The 16,094-nt window shown below is 68.7% G+C and carries 17 protein-coding genes; 10 read left to right on the top strand and 7 right to left on the bottom strand.

Annotated elements, in window-relative coordinates:
• Positions 1 to 46: 46 nt before the first annotated feature.
• The 3 genes from ligA to ACTIFS_RS06725 all read left to right on the top strand — a co-directional run bounded on the left by ligA (position 47) and on the right by ACTIFS_RS06725 (position 2,909).
• Positions 47 to 2,182 carry an NAD-dependent DNA ligase LigA gene (gene ligA / locus ACTIFS_RS06735; protein ID WP_439573289.1) on the top strand — a complete coding sequence of 712 codons (2,136 nt, stop codon included), beginning with the start codon at positions 47 to 49 and terminating at the stop codon, positions 2,180 to 2,182.
• A 168-nt stretch (positions 2,183 to 2,350) separates the two neighbouring features.
• Positions 2,351 to 2,620 (top strand): hypothetical protein, encoded by a 270-nt coding sequence (locus tag ACTIFS_RS06730; protein ID WP_439573288.1) that lies wholly within the window; start codon positions 2,351 to 2,353, stop codon positions 2,618 to 2,620.
• Positions 2,621 to 2,750: 130 nt separating this feature from the next.
• On the top strand, positions 2,751 to 2,909 hold the full coding sequence (locus tag ACTIFS_RS06725) for a hypothetical protein (RefSeq protein ID WP_439573287.1): 159 nt from the start codon (positions 2,751 to 2,753) through the stop codon (positions 2,907 to 2,909).
• 18 nt (positions 2,910 to 2,927) lie between these two features.
• On the opposite strand, the gene ACTIFS_RS06720 is transcribed toward ACTIFS_RS06725, so the two are convergent.
• Positions 2,928 to 3,440: a thioesterase family protein gene (locus ACTIFS_RS06720; RefSeq protein WP_439573286.1), complete on the bottom strand. Its 513-nt coding sequence runs from the start codon at positions 3,438 to 3,440 to the stop codon at positions 2,928 to 2,930.
• A 77-nt stretch (positions 3,441 to 3,517) separates the two neighbouring features.
• A complete protein-coding gene (locus ACTIFS_RS06715; protein WP_439573285.1) occupies positions 3,518 to 5,692 on the bottom strand; it encodes a primosomal protein N' in 2,175 nt (724 codons plus the stop codon).
• A gap of 228 nt (positions 5,693 to 5,920) precedes the next feature.
• Here ACTIFS_RS06715 and ACTIFS_RS06710 point away from each other — a divergent pair, with 228 nt between their 5' ends.
• The 3 genes from ACTIFS_RS06710 to ACTIFS_RS06700 all read left to right on the top strand — a co-directional run bounded on the left by ACTIFS_RS06710 (position 5,921) and on the right by ACTIFS_RS06700 (position 7,796).
• Entirely contained in the window at positions 5,921 to 6,166 is a 246-nt protein-coding gene (locus tag ACTIFS_RS06710) for a (2Fe-2S)-binding protein (RefSeq protein WP_439573284.1), read from the top strand.
• A 119-nt stretch (positions 6,167 to 6,285) separates the two neighbouring features.
• Entirely contained in the window at positions 6,286 to 6,768 is a 483-nt protein-coding gene (bfr, locus tag ACTIFS_RS06705; protein WP_439573283.1) for a bacterioferritin, read from the top strand.
• Between the two features lie 44 nt (positions 6,769 to 6,812).
• Positions 6,813 to 7,796, top strand: coding sequence for a tyrosine recombinase XerC (locus ACTIFS_RS06700; protein ID WP_439573282.1), 984 nt, complete (start codon positions 6,813 to 6,815; stop codon positions 7,794 to 7,796).
• 3 nt (positions 7,797 to 7,799) lie between these two features.
• Here the strand turns inward: ACTIFS_RS06700 and ACTIFS_RS06695 are convergent, their stop codons facing one another.
• The 5 genes from ACTIFS_RS06695 to sdhC all read right to left on the bottom strand — a co-directional run bounded on the left by ACTIFS_RS06695 (position 7,800) and on the right by sdhC (position 12,184).
• A complete protein-coding gene (locus tag ACTIFS_RS06695) occupies positions 7,800 to 8,360 on the bottom strand; it encodes a hypothetical protein (protein WP_439573281.1) in 561 nt (186 codons plus the stop codon).
• A gap of 78 nt (positions 8,361 to 8,438) precedes the next feature.
• Complete coding sequence (locus ACTIFS_RS06690; RefSeq protein WP_439573280.1) at positions 8,439 to 9,266, bottom strand: FkbM family methyltransferase; 828 nt, start codon at positions 9,264 to 9,266, stop codon at positions 8,439 to 8,441.
• A 244-nt stretch (positions 9,267 to 9,510) separates the two neighbouring features.
• Complete coding sequence (gene sdhA / locus ACTIFS_RS06685; protein ID WP_439573279.1) at positions 9,511 to 11,331, bottom strand: succinate dehydrogenase flavoprotein subunit; 1,821 nt, start codon at positions 11,329 to 11,331, stop codon at positions 9,511 to 9,513.
• 37 nt (positions 11,332 to 11,368) lie between these two features.
• A complete protein-coding gene (gene sdhD, locus ACTIFS_RS06680; RefSeq protein WP_439573278.1) occupies positions 11,369 to 11,764 on the bottom strand; it encodes a succinate dehydrogenase, hydrophobic membrane anchor protein in 396 nt (131 codons plus the stop codon).
• 12 nt (positions 11,765 to 11,776) lie between these two features.
• Positions 11,777 to 12,184: a succinate dehydrogenase, cytochrome b556 subunit gene (sdhC, locus tag ACTIFS_RS06675; protein ID WP_439573277.1), complete on the bottom strand. Its 408-nt coding sequence runs from the start codon at positions 12,182 to 12,184 to the stop codon at positions 11,777 to 11,779.
• Between the two features lie 163 nt (positions 12,185 to 12,347).
• Here sdhC and zapE point away from each other — a divergent pair, with 163 nt between their 5' ends.
• The 4 genes from zapE to ACTIFS_RS06655 all read left to right on the top strand — a co-directional run bounded on the left by zapE (position 12,348) and on the right by ACTIFS_RS06655 (position 15,781).
• A complete protein-coding gene (zapE, locus tag ACTIFS_RS06670; protein ID WP_439573276.1) occupies positions 12,348 to 13,523 on the top strand; it encodes a cell division protein ZapE in 1,176 nt (391 codons plus the stop codon).
• Positions 13,524 to 13,563: 40 nt separating this feature from the next.
• Positions 13,564 to 14,289, top strand: coding sequence for a DUF1003 domain-containing protein (locus ACTIFS_RS06665; RefSeq protein ID WP_439573275.1), 726 nt, complete (start codon positions 13,564 to 13,566; stop codon positions 14,287 to 14,289).
• Entirely contained in the window at positions 14,273 to 14,908 is a 636-nt protein-coding gene (locus ACTIFS_RS06660) for a TetR/AcrR family transcriptional regulator (protein ID WP_439573274.1), read from the top strand. The genes ACTIFS_RS06665 and ACTIFS_RS06660 overlap by 17 nt, the downstream gene beginning before the upstream one ends.
• Positions 14,909 to 15,034: 126 nt before the next feature.
• Entirely contained in the window at positions 15,035 to 15,781 is a 747-nt protein-coding gene (locus ACTIFS_RS06655) for a carbonic anhydrase (protein WP_439573273.1), read from the top strand.
• The last annotated feature ends 313 nt before the right edge of the window (positions 15,782 to 16,094 follow it).

The raw sequence follows: 16,094 nt of genomic DNA, 5'->3' as shown, positions 1-16,094 counted from the left end.
AAGGCCAGTATCGTCCGCCGCAGTCAGTCCCCGCCGCCGGTCCCCGATGTCGAAGCCCAGCTCCCCGCCTGACGCCGCCCCCGTCGAGACCCTGACGCCCGATCAGGCACGCCTCGAGCACGAGCGGCTTGGCGAGGCCATCGCCGAGGCCGACAGGCAATATTACCAGGACGACGCGCCGAGCCTCACCGATGCCGACTATGACGCCCTGCGGCGGCGCTACGAGGCGCTGGAGATGGCCTTCCCCTCGCTCAGGACGGGCGAGAGCCTGTCCGAGAAGGTGGGGGCAGCGCCGTCCGGCCGCTTCGGCAAGGTGCCCCATGCGGTTCCGATGCTGTCGCTTTCCAATGCCTTCGCCGAGGAGGAGGTGACCGATTTCGTCGCGCGCGTGCGGCGCTTCCTGGGCCTGCCGCCGGACGCACCCGTCGCCATGACCGCGGAACCCAAGATCGACGGCCTGTCCTGCTCGCTGCGCTACATGGACGGCCGGCTGACGGTCGCGGCGACCCGCGGCGACGGCGCGGTGGGCGAGGATGTCACCGCTAATATCCGCACCATCGGGGAGGTGCCGCAGGCGGTGAAGGGCGCACCGCCGGTCATGGAAGTGCGCGGCGAGATCTATCTCTCCCACGAGGATTTTCGCCGCATCAACGAGCGGCAGGCGGAGCGCGGGCTGCCGCCCTTCGCCAATCCGCGCAATGCGGCTGCCGGCTCGCTGCGCCAGCTCGACGCGCGGATCACGGCCGAGCGGCCGCTGCGATTTTTCGCCTATGCCTGGGGCGAGGTTTCGCAGCCCATGCCGCGCGACAGCCAGTCGGGCATGGTCGATTTCTTTCGCGAACTCGGTTTTCCGACCAATCCGCTGATGCGGGTCTGCGAGAGCGCCAACGACCTTCTCGCCCATTACCGGCTGATCGGCGAGCAGCGCGCCACCCTCGGCTATGACATCGACGGCGTGGTCTACAAGGTCGATGCGCTTGCCCTGCAGGAGCGCCTCGGCTTTGTGTCGCGCTCGCCGCGCTGGGCCATCGCCCACAAGTTTCCGGCCGAGAAGGCTACCACGGTCCTCGACAATATCGAGATCCAGGTCGGCCGGACCGGGGCGCTGACGCCTGTCGCCAAGCTGCGGCCGGTAACCGTCGGTGGCGTCGTCGTCTCCAATGCCACGCTGCACAACGAGGACTATATCCGGGGCATCGGCACCGACGGCCTGCCGTTCCGCGAGGCCGACATCCGTGTCGGCGACACGGTGACGGTCCAGCGCGCGGGCGATGTCATCCCGCAGGTGCTGGACGTGGTGCTGGCGAACCGCCCCGCAGAATCCCGGCCCTATGTCTTCCCCACCACCTGCCCCGCCTGCGGCAGTCCGGCGATTCGCGAGGAAGGGGAGGCCGTGAGGCGCTGCACGGGCGGCTTTGCCTGTCCGGCGCAGGCGGTGGAGCGGCTGCGCCATGTCGTGTCGCGCCGGGTGCTCGATATCGAGGGTCTGGGAGCCGAGCGGCTGCCCTTCTTCTTCGAGGATGCCGACCTGCCGATCCGCGAGCCCGCCGACATCTTCACGCTGGCCCGGCGCGACGAGGCCAATCTGAAGAAGCTCAAGGACAAGGAGGGCTTCGGCGCCCTGTCGACGAAGAACCTGTTCGAGGCGATCGAGAAGAGCCGCACCGCGCCGCTCGACCGGGTCATCGCCGCGCTCGGCATCCGCCATGTCGGCGAGACGACGGCGCGCGTTCTGGCCCGCGCCTATGGCACGTGGGAGGCTTTTCACGGCATGGCGGCGAAAGTCGCGGCGGGTGACGAGGAGGCCCGTCACGAACTCGATTCGCTCGACCAGATCGGCGAGGCCGTCGTCGATGCCGTGGCAGCCTTCTTCGCCGAGCCGCGCAACCACGCCATGGTCGAAAGGCTGGTGGCCGAACTGACCGTGCTGGAGGCCGAGAAGCCCAAGGCCGACACGGTGGTCGCCGGCAAGACCGTGGTCTTCACCGGCTCGCTCGAAAAGATGACCCGCGACGAGGCCAAGGCGATGGCCGAGCGGCTGGGCGCCAAGGTTGCGGGCTCCGTTTCGAAGAAGACCGACTATGTTGTTGCGGGCCCCGGCGCGGGCTCCAAGCTCGACAAGGCGCGCGGCCTCGGCGTGGCCGTGATGACCGAGGACGAGTGGTTCGATCTCGTGAAATAAGCTCGCGAATCCCGTCGGTTACTGGATCGTTTCGGAAAGCCATGCATTTTTTGCAATGCTGATTGTGCATCGCACAATCTTGCGGAATCGCTGCAGTGCAACAAAATGGGGAGGTCGAAAGGGAGGAAGCCTCGAGGTCGTCCACTCTTTTCGTGAGGAGAGACAACCATGGCTACCATGACGGTCGACACGATCCACGCCGGCGCCGCGGCCCCGGCCCCGTCTTCCAGGACTGCAACCGCTCCCGCGACGGCCCGTCGCGGCTTTGTCGGTACGCTGAAGGCCATCTACCAGGCCATCGTCGATGCGCAGGACCTGCGTGCGCGCACCTATCTGCACGGCTACCTGTCGCACCTGTCCGACGAGGAACTGGCGCGCCTCGGCATGACCCGCGACGAAATGGTGCGGCGCACCCGCAGCCTGCTGTCGAACGGCTGAATCCCGGCACGCTTCGCGCCCTGACCACATTCCGGCCGGCCCCCTCGCGGAGCCGGCTTTGCCGTTGCCGTGCCCGCCGGTTGTCGCCAGCCTGCGGCGCGGTCCGAGGAGCCTGCCGAGGAGCCTTGCAATGTTCATCGCGCTGATCACCAGCCTCGTGCGCGGCATGCGCCGCCGCAGCGGCATCCGCTTGCGTGCGCAGATGGCGCTGGTTCCGTCCGACGAACTGGCCAAAGCCGGCCTTGCCCGGACGCTTTCCGGCTCGGCCCGGTTTCCGTTCGCGCGCTGACCGCGCCGCGCCGGAGTCTCAGCCCTTCCGGCGGATGCCGATGACCTGTCCGACGCCTTCGGGCCGGCCGCGCACCAAGCCGGTGTTGTGCCAGGCCTTCAGCCGCGCGGAGATGTCGTCCGGAAAGGCAGTGCTCCGGCGCGTGCGCATGTCCATGTGCAGCGAGATGGATTCCATGGTGGCCGACAGCCAGCGCTCCTCGGCGTGGATCAGCTCCATCCAGTAGTGGACGCGCTTCTCGTCGACATCGAGGATCTGGGCGCGCACCTGCACCGGATCGCCCAGCTGCACCTCGCGCAGGTAGCGCACATGCGCCTCCAGCGCGAAGAACGACATCTGCCGCTCGCGCACATAGCCTTCCGACAGGCCGATGCGGCTGAACAGCACGTCCAGCCCCTCGTCGAACAGCTTGACGTAGAAGGCCACGTTCACATGGCCGTTATAGTCGATCATCTCCGGCCGCACCGCCATGGGAGCGGTGATCGGCAGGCCGGTTTCGGGGCAGAGGTCGAAGGCGGTCGCGGTGCTCATGGGCACCGACTAGCCGAGGCGCCGGCAGCCGGCAACGCGGCCGTTCGGCATGCCGGCCCGCTGCCCCCGCCGGGGGTCTACAGGAAGCTCTGCGGATCGACGTCGATCTCGAGGCGCACATTGCCGCGCGGCGCCTCCACCGACGAGAGCCAGGAGCGCATCCACCCCGACAGGTCGAAGGCTCGCGGCGCGCGCACCAGCAGGCGGATGCGGTGGCGCCCGCGCACCAGCGCCAGCGGTGCATCGGCCGGGCCCAGCACCCGCACGCCCTCCGTCGCCGGCACCGAGCGCACCAGCATCCGCGCATAGGCCATGGCGTCCGCCTGCGCCTCGGCCGAGACCACAAGGGCGGCAAGCCGGCCGAAGGGCGGCAGCGCGGCCTCCTCCCGCATGGCGATCTCGGCCGCATAGAAGCCCTCCCGGTCTCCCTTCACGATGGCCTGGATGATCGGGTGCTCGGGCAGATGCGTCTGGATCAGCGCCCGCGCGCCCGCCCGCGCGCGACCCGCCCGTCCGATCACCTGCTGGAGCAGCTGGAAGGTGCGCTCGCCGGCCCGCGGGTCTGCGGTCGAGAGGCCAAGATCGGCGTCGATCACCCCCACCAGCGCCAGATGCGGAAAATTATGTCCCTTGGCGACCAGCTGTGTGCCGATGACGATGTCCGCCTCGCCGCGCGCTACCGCCTCGATCTCCTGGCGGATGCGCTCGATGCCGCCGGCCATGTCGGAGGACAGCACCAGCAGGCGCGCCTCGGGAAAAAGCGTCGCGCATTCCTCCGCGAGGCGCTCCACGCCCGGGCCGCAGGCGACGAAACTGTCGACCGCCTCGCATTTGGGGCAATGCTCCAGTGGCGGGGTGGAAAAGCCGCAATGGTGGCAGATCAGCCGCCGTCGGAACCGATGGTCGACCAGCCAGGCCGAGCAGTTCGGGCACTGGATGCGCTCGCCGCAGGACCGGCAGAGCGTCAGCGGCGCATAGCCCCGCCGGTTGAGGAACAGCAGGGCCTGCTCCTTCGCCTCAATTGCTTCGCGCACGGCCGTTTCCAGCGCGGGGGCGATCCAGCGCCCGCGCGGCGGCGCCTCCCGGCGCAGGTCCACCGTGCGGATGGCCGGCATCTCGCCAGCGAAGCGCTCGGGCAGGACAAGCCGGCTGTAGCGCCCGCGGTCGGCATTGACCCGCGATTCCACGGACGGAGTGGCAGAGGCCAGCACCACCGGCACGTCGTCGATCCGCCCGCGCACCACGGCCATGTCGCGGCCGTGATAGTGGACGCCGTCGTCCTGCTTGTAGGCGCCCTCGTGCTCCTCGTCGGCGATGATCAGGCCGAGATCGGCAAACGGCAGGAACAAGGCCGAGCGGGCGCCGATCACCGCGCGCACTTCGCCGGTGGCGACGCCCGTCCAGATGCGGCCGCGCCGGGTGGCGCCGATGCCCGAGTGCCAGGCTGCCGGCCGATGGCCGAACCGCAGGGCGAAGCGGTCGAGGAACTGCGTGGTCAGCGCGATCTCCGGCACGAGGATCAGGGCCTGACGGCCGCGCCGCAGCACCTCCGCCACGCCCTCCAGATAGACCTCCGTCTTGCCCGAGCCGGTGACGCCGTCCAGCAGGAGGGTCTGGAAGCCGCCGGCTGCCACCCCGTCGGCAATGGCCTGGGCCGCGTCGCGCTGGGCCGTCGTCAGGTCGGGCAGGTGGTGGTCGGGGTCGAGCGGCAGGCCGGCGGCCTCCGGCGGCAGCACGATCGCCTCCAGCGCCCCCTCGTCGATCAGGCCGTCAATGACGCCGCCCGAGACGCCGGCCTCGCGCGCCGCCTCGCCCTTGGCGCGGGCAAGGCCATCGGCGGCGACCGCCAGCACACGCGCCCGCGCGGGGGTCATCCGGCCGGGCGGCTGGCCGGTGATCCGCACCCCGATGCGCGGGCGGGCAGGGGCCAGGTCGTCGGGCGCGCGCATCGCCATGCGCAGCACCATGCCGCGAGGGCTGAGCGTGTAGTCCGCGATCCAGTCGACGAGGCGGCGGATGCCATGAGGCACCGGCGGCACGTCGTGGCGCTGGACGATGTCCTTGAGCCGGTTGTGCGAGATGCCGCCGGCCTCATCGCGCAGGTGCCACACGGCACCCAGCGCGGTGCGGTTGCCGAGCGGCACGCTCACCACGTCGCCCGGCCCGAGCTCCATCCCGGCCGGGATGCGGTAGCTGTAGGGCCGGTCGACCGCGACGGGAATCAGCACGTCGGCATAGAGGGGCGGGACCATGCCATGGCCTAGCGCGGGGCGAGCCCGGAGGGAATGGCTGCCATCCGATTTGCGCGGGATCAAGCGGTCCCGCCTCGCCTGGCAGAACCAATGTCAATCGGCTCAAGGCCTTCGTTCGCAGTTTCGAACGCCTCCAATCTTTGGCCGCTCCATTGAGACCGGCGCCAAGTCGCGCTAGATAGTTGACATGTCCGGTCAACTTTAACTTGGCCCGGACCGGAGCCTGCCTTGATCGTCTGCCACTGCAATGTGCTGAGTGACCACGAGATCCGGGCCTGTCTTGGCGACGGGCCGGACTGTCCGCGCGCGGTCGGCGAGGTCTATACCTGCCTCGGTTGCAGCCCCGAATGCGGCCGCTGCGCCCGCACCATCCTCGCCATCATGCGCGAGGCCGGCGCAAGCCAGAGCTGCTCGACCTGCCCGGTCGGAGCCTGCAGCCATGGCGCCGTCGAGACGCTGGTCGCCGCCGAGTAATCCTCCGGACGGCCGGCCTCCCGGGATCGCCGCCGGAACCCTTCGCTTGTCCTTTTTTGGAATCGTTGTAAACTGCGTTCAGGCCTTCGGGCCGACCAACGGGAATGCGGAGGCCGATCATGAAGGGCGACAAGAAGGTCATCGACTACCTGAACAAGGGTCTGCGCAGCGAGCTCACCGCCGTCAGCCAGTACTGGCTGCATTATCGCATGCTGGACAATTGGGGATTCAAGGACCTCGCCAAATACTGGCGCAAGGAATCGATGGAAGAGATGGTCCATGCCGACCGCTTCATCGACCGCATCCTGTTCCTCGAAGGCCACCCGAACCTTCAGGTTCTCGATCCGCTGGAGATCGGCCAGTCGGTCAAGGAGGTCATTTCCTGCGACCTGAAAGCCGAGATCGGCGCGCGCAAGCTCTATCAGGAGGCCGCCGCCTATTGCGAGACGGTCAAGGACTATCCCTCGCGGGACCTGTTCATTGCGCTGATGACCGATGAGGAAGGCCATATCGACTTCCTCGAGACCCAGCTCGATGTCATCAAGACCATCGGCGAGCAGCTCTATATCCAGAAGCACATGGGTGGCCTCGACGGCGACTGAGGCCGTTCACGCGCCGTGAACCCGGGCGTGGCACGCTTGCCGGCATGCCCGTCGCCGTCACGTCCGGTCCCGCTGCCGAAGCCACGCCCCTGATGCCCGGTGCGGCCGCCGACATGGTGGCCGCCGTCGGGCGCTGGCTGGTTCATCTCGGCGCGGAGCGGCGGCTGTCCCCGAAGACGCTGGAGGCCTATAGCCGCGATCTGCGCGGCTTCCTCGCCTTCCTGTCAGGCCATCTCGGGAGTGCCGTCTCGCTCTCGGCGCTCGCCGGCCTTGCCCCGCGCGATGTGCGCGCCTTCCTCGCCCGCCGCAGGGCCGATGGCCTCGATCCGCGCTCGGTGGCCCGCGCGCTGGCGGCCGTCCGGTCCTTCGTGCGCTTTCTGGAGCGGTCTGGCGAGGGCAAGGTTGCCGCCTTCGCCGCCGTGCGCACGCCAAAAGTCCCACGCCGGCTGCCGCGGCCTCTCGCGGTCGGTGCAGCCCTGAAGGTGGCCTCGTCCGACAGTCATGAGGCGGGCGAGGGCGAGCCCTGGATCGCCGCGCGCGACGCCGCTGTGCTGGCCCTGCTCTATGGGTCGGGCCTGCGCATCTCCGAGGCGCTGGGCCTTCGCCAGAAGGACGCGCCGCCGCCCGGCACAGGCGGGCAGGTGACGGTGCTCGGCAAGGGCGGCAAGCAGCGGCAGGTGCCGGTGATCGCCCGCGTCGCCGATGCGATCGCCGACTATCGCCACCTCTGCCCCTGGAAACCCGGCGCCGATGGTCCGCTGTTCGTCGGGGTGAAGGGGGGACAGCTCTCGCCCCGCATCATCCAGCTCGCCATGGAACGGCTGCGCGGCGCGCTCGGCCTGCCGGCAACCGCCACGCCCCATGCGCTGCGCCATTCCTTCGCCACCCACCTGCTGGGCCGGGGAGGGGACCTGCGCTCGATCCAGGAACTGCTCGGTCACTCCTCGCTGTCGACCACCCAGATCTATACCGAGGTCGATACGGCGGCGCTGCTGAGGGTCTACGAGAGCGCACATCCGCGCGCCTGAGCCTCAGGCGGCGGCGCGGGCCTGCCGCGCCCGGTCGCGGGCGATGCGCCGGAACCGGAGCAGCAGCCTCAGCGAGCGCACCGCCCGCCCTGCGCGCAGGATGCGCAGGTGGCCGAGGATGCGCCGCTTGATCGGGTCGATATGGCCATGGGCCCAGGCGAGCCAGCCCAGCCAGAGATCGTAGAGCCTGACGAACAGCGGAATCTGCATCAGCTTCGGCTTCGTGGCATCGAACAGGAAGGCCGTGACGCCAACTCCGACCACCTTGGCGAGGAAGAACACGCCGGCGCCGAGAACGAAGTGTCCGCCCGCGATCAGGGCCAGCGCCGCCAGCTTGAACGGAACCAGCAGGCCGGCCGGAATGGCGAAGACGGCCAGCGACGCAGAGGGCGGCAGCCGTTCGATGCCATCATGGATCGCCTGCTTGAGGGCCCGGAACGGCAGGCGGTCGACCAGCCAGGCGATGACGGGTCCGAGCCGTTCCCAGATCCAGGTCTCGACCAGGACGACGATCGCGGCGAGGACGATGAACGGCCTGAGGATGCGGCGGGCGAGGGGGTGCAAGCGCGATGGCTCCGGCGGATGTGACGCCACCATCCTGATCGAAAGTGGTAATTTTTGGCTGTCCGTCGCGTCCGGCGTTCAGCCGGCGCTCCGCACCAGAAAGGCATTGCCTTTCGAGCGCCCGGCCAGCGTGGTGTAGCCGATGCGCGCGAGCATCGGCCGGATGTCGCCCTGCCAGGCATCGGCCAGTTCGTCCTCCATGCAGATGGCGCGCGGCCAGAGGGCCTCCGGTGCATCCCGGAAGAAAGCGGTGAGGACGCGATCCTCCATGCCCTCGACATCGATCTTCAGGACGTCGATACGCGCGATGCCGGCCTCGCGGCAGATGGTCAGGAGCGACTTCATCGGCACCACGACATCGCCCGTCTCGCTGGCATGGGAGAGGGCCGTGTCGGCTGGATTGACCGCGAAGCGCAATTCGCCATCGGCATCGCCCACCGCGCAGGCAAAGGCGGCAATCCGGTCGCTGAGGCCCGAGAGCGTGGCATTGGCGAGCAGCCGCTGCATCGGATTGTCGGTGGCCTCCACCGCGACGGCCCGGCCGGTGGCACCCACCCGCTGCGCCGCGACCAGCGCATACTGGCCGACATTGGCGCCGCAATCGACCATGGTCCCGCCCTCGGCGAGATGGCTGCGCACGAAATCGAGGCTGATCTGCTGGTAGTGCGGATCGAGCAGCAGTCCGACCTCGGCGGCATTGTCGGAGACATCGAGCCGGTAGCGGATGCCGTTGCGTTCCACGTCGATCGGGCCGGCGCGCAGCGCGCGGATCAGCCGGGCGAGCGGATAGCGGAACGCGCCCCGCCGCAGCACCGGCGAGAGGGGGCCCGCGACAGCAAGGCCGATGACGAGGGCCTGCAGGCGGGTTGGCGCGTGGGTGCCGAAGGGGGCGGGGTCACCGGTCACCGGTGCGGCCCGCTGGCGTGCCAGCTCATCGCCGTGGCGGCAGGGTCGGGGGCGGCCCGCGCCAGTCGGTCGGCAGGCGGCGGAAACTCTCGCGAAACGCCTTGGGATCGCGCCGCCACCGGCGCCACCACACCAGTGCGACGCCTGCCAGCATGAGCCCGGCTACCATGGCCCAGCCCTGCAGGGCGTCCCAGTCGATCGCCGCCTCGCCCATCGCGCATCAGCACTCCGGCTGGTCTCCCGGTCAGTACACGCGGGCCTTGGGCTCGATGTACTGGACCTCGTTGGTCATCGTGTAGGTATGCACCGGCCGGTAGTCGATGGTCACGCTCTTGGCCTGGTCGTCCGCAAAGGCCAGCGTGTGCTTCATCCAGTCCTTGTCGTTGCGGTCGGGGAAGTCCTCGCGCGCATGGGCGCCGCGGCTCTCCTGCCGGTTGGCCGCCGAATCCATCGTCACCACCGCCTGGGCGATGAGGTTGTCGAATTCCAGCGTCTCGATCAGGTCGGAGTTCCAGATCAGCGACCGGTCGGTGGTCTTCAGATCGGTCGAGCCCTGCCAGACCTCGTGGATCAGCTTCTGGCCCTCCTCCAGCACTTCGCCGGTGCGGAACACGGCGCAGTTGGACTGCATGACCCGCTGCATCCGGTCGCGGATCTCGGCGGTGGCCGTGCCGCCGGCCGCATGGCGGAAGCGGTCGAGCCGCGACAGCGCCAGTTCCGAGGCATTGGCGGGCAGTTCGGGGTGCTTTTCACCCGCGATGACCGTCTCGGCGGCGCGCAGGCCGGCGGCGCGGCCGAACACCACCAGGTCGATCAGCGAGTTGGAGCCGAGCCGGTTGGCGCCATGCACCGACACGCAGGCCGCCTCGCCGATGGCCATCAGGCCGGGGACGATGGCATCCGGGTCGCCGCCCTTCTTGGTCAGAACCTCGCCGTGATAGTTCGTCGGGATGCCGCCCATATTGTAGTGGACGGTCGGAATGACCGGGATCGGCTCCTTGGTCACGTCCACGCCGGCGAAGATCTTGGCGCTCTCCGAGATGCCGGGCAGGCGCTCGTGCAGGATCTTCGGGTCGAGATGGTCGAGGTGCAGGAAGATGTGGTCCTTGTTCCTGCCGACGCCGCGGCCCTCGCGGATTTCCATGGTCATGGAGCGCGAGACGACGTCGCGGGAGGCCAGGTCCTTGGCGGAGGGGGCATAGCGCTCCATGAAGCGCTCGCCCTCGGAATTGGTGAGGTAGCCGCCCTCGCCGCGCGACCCTTCCGTGATCAGGCAGCCTGATCCGTAGATGCCGGTCGGGTGGAACTGGACGAACTCCATGTCCTGCAGCGGCAGGCCGGCGCGCAGCACCATGGCATTGCCGTCGCCCGTGCAGGTATGGGCGGAGGTCGCCGAGAAATAGGCGCGTCCATAGCCGCCGGTGGCCAGGATCGTCTGCCGGCCGCGGAAGCGGTGGATGGTGCCGTCGTCCATCTTCAGGGCGACGACGCCGAGGCAGCGGCCGTCCTCGCTCATCATCAGGTCGATGGCGAAATATTCGATGTAGAACTCGGCGTTGTTCTTCAGCGCCTGGCCGTACAGCGTGTGCAGCATGGCATGGCCGGTCCGGTCGGCCGCCGCGCAGGTGCGCTGGGCCGTGCCCTTGCCGAAATGGGTGGTCATGCCGCCGAACGGGCGCTGGTAGATCTTGCCCGATTCCGTGCGCGAGAACGGCACGCCCCAGTGCTCCAGCTCATAGACCGCGGCGGGCGCGTTGCGCACCAGATATTCGATGGCGTCCTGGTCGCCGAGCCAGTCCGACCCCTTGACGGTGTCGTACATGTGCCACTGCCACTGGTCCTCGCCCATATTGCCGAGGGAAGCGGCAACCCCGCCCTGCGCCGCCACCGTGTGCGAGCGGGTCGGGAACACCTTGGAGATGCAGGCGGTCTTCAGTCCCGCCTGGGCGCAGCCGACGACGGCGCGCAGGCCGGCCCCGCCGGCTCCGACGATCACCACGTCATAGGTGTGGTCGATGATCTCGTAAGCGCGTCCGTTGACGGCATGTGCGTTGGCTTGAGCCATGGCCCTGAGCTCCTGGACGTCTGGTGTGCGGCCGAACTTATACGCCGAAGGCGATCTTCAGGATCGCGAAGATCGACCCCAGCGCGACCGCCGCCGTGAAGAAGGTGTTGAGCATGATGAGCAGCACCTTGGCGCCCTCGCCATGCACGTAGTCCTCGATGATCACCTGCATGCCGAGCCGCATGTGCCAGGTGGCCGAGACGACGAACAGGATCAGCGGAATGGCCACCAGCGGCGAACTGATCGTGGCCTTGACCGAGGCGTAGTTGGCGCCCGTCGTGGCCATCACCAGCCCGATCGCGAACAGCGCCAGCGGCACGTTGGCGAAGGCGGTCAGCCGCTGCATCCAGAAATGCTCGGTGCCGGATTTCGCCGAGCCAAGCCCGCGAACCTTGCTGAGCGGCGTGCGCATGGACGACTTCGACAGCGACATGGGCTTGCCTCCTCAGACGCCGCCGCGCACGGCATAGGCGACGATCCAGGTCAGGACCGTCAGCGTGATCGAGCCGATGAGGCCGGCGCGCACCAGCCATTCGCGCTCGCCCGGGCCGAAGCCGCGCCCCGTGTCCCAGATGAAGTGGCGGATGCCGCCCAGCATGTGGTGATAGAGCGCCCAAGTGTAACCGAACAGGATCAGCCTGCCGATGATGGAACCGGCAAACCACTGGAACGTGGCATAGGCGGAAGGTCCCATCGCGATGGCGATCAGCCACCAGACCATCAGGATCGTGCCGAAGAACAGCGCTGCCCCGGTGATGCGGTGGACGATGGACATGACCATCGTCAGCATCGGGCGGTAGATCTGAAGATGCGGCGAGAGCGGTCGCTCGATCGCGGGCTTGGAATCGGCCATCGGACGCTGTTCCCAGGGGCAGGGGCCGTGGCGGCCGGGGCCGGCTACGGTCGGGCCTGTTTAAGCGCTTGGGACCTGCGACGCAACGGAGACTGGAATGAGACGAAGGAGGGACCGCCCTGCACGGCTTGCCCGTCTCCGTGCCGCCCGCTAATGCCTCGATATGCCCGACACCCTGTCACGCTACCAGGCACTGGTCGACGCCGGTGAAATGGAGTTCGACCCCGCCCAGGCCGCCATCGCGCGCCGCCTCGGGGCGCTGAACGCCCAACTGGCCGAATACCGCCTGCAGCGCCGAAAGTCCTCGCCGCTGGCCTGGCTGTTCGCGCGCGGGCAGAAGCAGGAGCCGCTGCGCGGGCTCTACATCTGGGGCGAGGTCGGCCGGGGCAAGACCATGCTCATGGACCTGTTCATGGAGGCGAGCCCCGTGCGCCGCAAGCGCCGGGCGCATTTCCACGAATTCATGGCCGACGTCCACGAGCGCATCCATGCCTGGCGGCAGAAGCTGAAGGCGGGGGAGGTGAAGGGAGACGATCCGATCGCGCCGGTGGCGGAGGCGATTGCCGACGAGGCCTGGCTGCTCGGCTTCGACGAGTTCTCCGTCACCGACATTGCCGATGCGATGATTCTCGGCCGCCTGTTCCAGCGTCTGTTCGAGGCCGGCGTGGTGGTGGTGGCAACCTCCAATGTCGAACCTGCAAACCTCTATCGCGACGGGCTCAACCGTGCACTGTTCCTGCCCTTCATCGGGCTGATCGAGGCACGGATGGATGTGGTGCGTCTCGATGCACGCACCGATTTCCGGCTGGAGAAGCTGTCCGGTCAGCCGGTCTGGATCACCGGCGAGGGCGCTGACGCCGACCGGGCGGTGGACGAAGCCTGGTCGCGCCTGACGGGCGGAGCGACGGGCGAGCCGGCCGTGCTGCCGGTCAAGGGTCGCGAGGTGGCGGTGCCCATCCAGGTCCACGGCGTCGCGCGCTTCGCCTTTTCCGACCTCTGCGAGCGCCCGCTCGGTGCCTCCGACTATCTCGCCATCGCGCACAGCTTCCATACGGTGCTGATCGACCGCGTTCCCGTGATGCAGGGGCTCGCCCGGCGCAACGAGGCCAAGCGCTTCATCACCCTCATCGACGCGCTCTACGACAATCAGGTCAAGCTGGTGGCGAGCGCCGGCGCCGAGCCGTCCGGCCTCTACCTGTCCGATTCGGGTACCGAGGAGTTCGAGTTCAGGCGCACGGCCTCGCGACTGGTCGAGATGCGCTCGGACGATTATCTCGCCCTGCCGCATGCGCGCCGGACACATCCCTCGGCCGATACCGGTGGTATCGTCGAAACCTGAGGCAGGCCCGATCGCGGCCGCCGCGCCACCGGAGGCCGGCATGAACCCGTCCCAGTCCCGACCTGCGTCCCCCGACGCCCCCTGCGCCCTGACCGGCCGGGCCGTGCCGCCCGGACGGCGGATCCGCCTGGCCAGTATCCGGCCGGGACTTGCCGATCTGATCCGCGCCGAGCACCCCGACCTGAGCCCGGGTTCGGTCATCGACAGCGCGGCGCTGGCGCCCTTCCGGGCCCGCTATGTCGAGGCGCTGCTGAAGGAGGAGCGGGGCGAGTTGAACACGCTCGAACGGGACGTCGTTGCCAGTCTCAGTCGGCAGGAGGTGGTCACCCGCGACGTCGATGCCACCTTTTCGGCCCGCCGCAGCATTGGCGAGAAACTGGCCGACCAGGTGGCGTCGTTCGGCGGCTCCTGGACCTTCATCGTGGCCTTCTTCGTCGTGCTCTGTGCGTGGATGGCGGTGAATGTCCTGCGCAGCACGGCGGCCTTCGATCCCTATCCGTTCATCCTGCTCAATCTCGTCCTGTCGTGTCTTGCCGCCGTGCAGGCTCCCATCATCATGATGAGCCAGGGCCGGCAGGAGGCCAAGGACCGCCAGCGCTCGGAAAACGACTACCGGGTCAACCTGAAGGCCGAGCTGGAAATCCGCCACCTGCACGACAAGGTCGACCACCTGCTGACCCACCAGTGGGAGAGGCTGGCGGAGATCCAGGCCATGCAGATCGAACTGCTTCAGGACCTGCGGGGGTCCCGTGCCCCGTCGGCCTGAGCGCAGCCCGCATTCGGCCCCGCCGGCCGACGACCGCGTCGAGGCCCGGCTCATTGCCATCGCCGCCGAGCATATCCGCCGTTTCGGGCCGGACCGGGTGACGGTGGTGGCGGTGGCGCGCGAGGCCGGCATGAGCCATGCCAATGTCTATCGCTTCTTCCCCTCCAAGGCCGGGCTGGTGGAGGCGGTGGTGGTCGCCTGGACCCGCTCGGTGGAACTCGCCCTCGGCGACATCGCCAGTGCGCCGGACCCGGCCGACGACAAGCTGGAACGGTTCCTCACCGTCTGGTCGCGCGCCCATCGTGAGGCACTCGATCGCGACCCGGCCATCTATTCCGCCTTTGCCGGCTTCTGGGAGCAGCGCCGGGACAGCATCGCCGCCCATCGCGCGCGCGTCCGTTCCTTCCTGACCGCCATCCTCGACGAGGGATCGGAGCCCGGTCCGTTCCGCATCCGGGACGAGGACAGGGCGGCCGCCTTCGTGGCCGATGCGATGCAGCGCTTCGTCCATCCGGCGCTGGTGATGGAGACGCGCGACCTCGCCCGCGCGCAGCTCGACCAGCGGCTGGCCGTCATGACGCGGATGATCGTCAGGACGCTGGGTTCGGGCGGGGTGTGAGGGTCCGGGTCCTGTGCGTTCAATTGAGCTGAACGGCGTAAACGATCCGCAGTCACTTCCGGCATAGAATCGAGGCTGGGTCCTGCGCGGAACGCCAGGCCGCATCGCTGCCATCCGGAGCCGTCCATGTGTGACATCTGCCAGACCTCGAGACCGAGCCGCAGGTCGGCCCTGTCCCTGTCTCTTGCCGCCCTGCCGCTCGCGGCGGCCTCCCTGGCCGGGCTCGGCATTGCGGCCCCCGCCCGCGCCCAGCCCGCTGCCGGCCCGGCGCCGGCCGCGCCGCTGACCCCCGACCAGGCGCTGGAGCGGCTGATGGCCGGAAACCGGCGCTTCGTGGCCGAACCGCAGGTCTGCTCGGCCGAACTCATCCGGCAGCGCGGCCAGGTGGCCACCGGACAGGCGCCATGGGCAAGCGTGGTCAGCTGTGCCGACAGCCGCGTGCCGCCGGAACTGGTCTTCGGCGGCCTGGGCCTTGGCGAACTCTTCGTGGTTCGCAATGCCGGCAACACGGTCGACACCGCGGCGCTCGGCACGCTGGAGTTCGGCGCCGCCGTGCTGCGCTCGCCGGTGATCCTGGTCCTCGGCCACACGCGCTGCGGGGCGGTCGCGGCCGCCTGCGACGTGGTTGCCCGCAACGCGACCTTCCCCGGCGCCATCGGAACCATGATCGAAGCCATTCTTCCGGCCGCCATCAGCGCCAGCCGCCAGGGCGGCGATGTCGTCGAGGCCGCGATCAGGGAGAATGTCCGGCGCACGGTGGAGCGGCTGAAGGCAACCGGCCCGATCCTGTCCGATCTGGCCGCCAAGGGCCAGATCCGGATCGTCGGCGGCGTCTACGATCTGGCCAGCGGCCGCGTCGACCTGCTGGCCTGATCACGGCTGCGCGCGGCTGGACATGCGGCGACGTTCGCCGCCGCAGCCCTACGCCCGTGGCATGACAGATTACAAAAAATGAAAATTGTAAGAAGACGATTCTGTGAAGACCGTGGCCAGGGCTTAACGCGTCGTTACCGCGCCCGACTGTCGCAGTCCTGTCGCAACCGCTACCATCGCTTGGCAAGGCGTTGATTCGCCAGTCGAATGGGTCCGGTTTCCCGGTGCCGTGCCAGGCTCCTCGGCTGCGTCGAATTTCCGATGATTCAAGGCGAAGGACAGCTTGAAACGGCGCCGGGATTGTGGATATCGA

It is taken from the genome of Phreatobacter sp., assembly GCF_051860605.1.
GTDB lineage: Bacteria > Pseudomonadota > Alphaproteobacteria > Rhizobiales > Phreatobacteraceae > Phreatobacter.
This window is presented reverse-complemented; position numbering and strand designations above follow the sequence as displayed.

What these genes read in the sequence shown, in the direction of transcription:
- sdhD (WP_439573278.1), bottom strand. Translation starts at nt 11,764, where the DNA reads ATGTCGCTGTCGAAGTCGTCCATGCGCACGCCGCTCAGCAAGGTTCGC.
- ACTIFS_RS06730 (WP_439573288.1), top strand. Translation starts at nt 2,351, where the DNA reads ATGGCTACCATGACGGTCGACACGATCCACGCCGGCGCCGCGGCCCCG.
- ligA (WP_439573289.1), top strand. Translation starts at nt 47, where the DNA reads ATGTCGAAGCCCAGCTCCCCGCCTGACGCCGCCCCCGTCGAGACCCTG.
- ACTIFS_RS06725 (WP_439573287.1), top strand. Translation starts at nt 2,751, where the DNA reads ATGTTCATCGCGCTGATCACCAGCCTCGTGCGCGGCATGCGCCGCCGC.
- sdhC (WP_439573277.1), bottom strand. Translation starts at nt 12,184, where the DNA reads ATGGCCGATTCCAAGCCCGCGATCGAGCGACCGCTCTCGCCGCATCTT.
- bfr (WP_439573283.1), top strand. Translation starts at nt 6,286, where the DNA reads ATGAAGGGCGACAAGAAGGTCATCGACTACCTGAACAAGGGTCTGCGC.
- zapE (WP_439573276.1), top strand. Translation starts at nt 12,348, where the DNA reads ATGCCCGACACCCTGTCACGCTACCAGGCACTGGTCGACGCCGGTGAA.
- ACTIFS_RS06720 (WP_439573286.1), bottom strand. Translation starts at nt 3,440, where the DNA reads ATGAGCACCGCGACCGCCTTCGACCTCTGCCCCGAAACCGGCCTGCCG.
- ACTIFS_RS06665 (WP_439573275.1), top strand. Translation starts at nt 13,564, where the DNA reads ATGAACCCGTCCCAGTCCCGACCTGCGTCCCCCGACGCCCCCTGCGCC.
- sdhA (WP_439573279.1), bottom strand. Translation starts at nt 11,331, where the DNA reads ATGGCTCAAGCCAACGCACATGCCGTCAACGGACGCGCTTACGAGATC.
- ACTIFS_RS06700 (WP_439573282.1), top strand. Translation starts at nt 6,813, where the DNA reads ATGCCCGTCGCCGTCACGTCCGGTCCCGCTGCCGAAGCCACGCCCCTG.
- ACTIFS_RS06715 (WP_439573285.1), bottom strand. Translation starts at nt 5,692, where the DNA reads ATGGTCCCGCCCCTCTATGCCGACGTGCTGATTCCCGTCGCGGTCGAC.
- ACTIFS_RS06655 (WP_439573273.1), top strand. Translation starts at nt 15,035, where the DNA reads ATGTGTGACATCTGCCAGACCTCGAGACCGAGCCGCAGGTCGGCCCTG.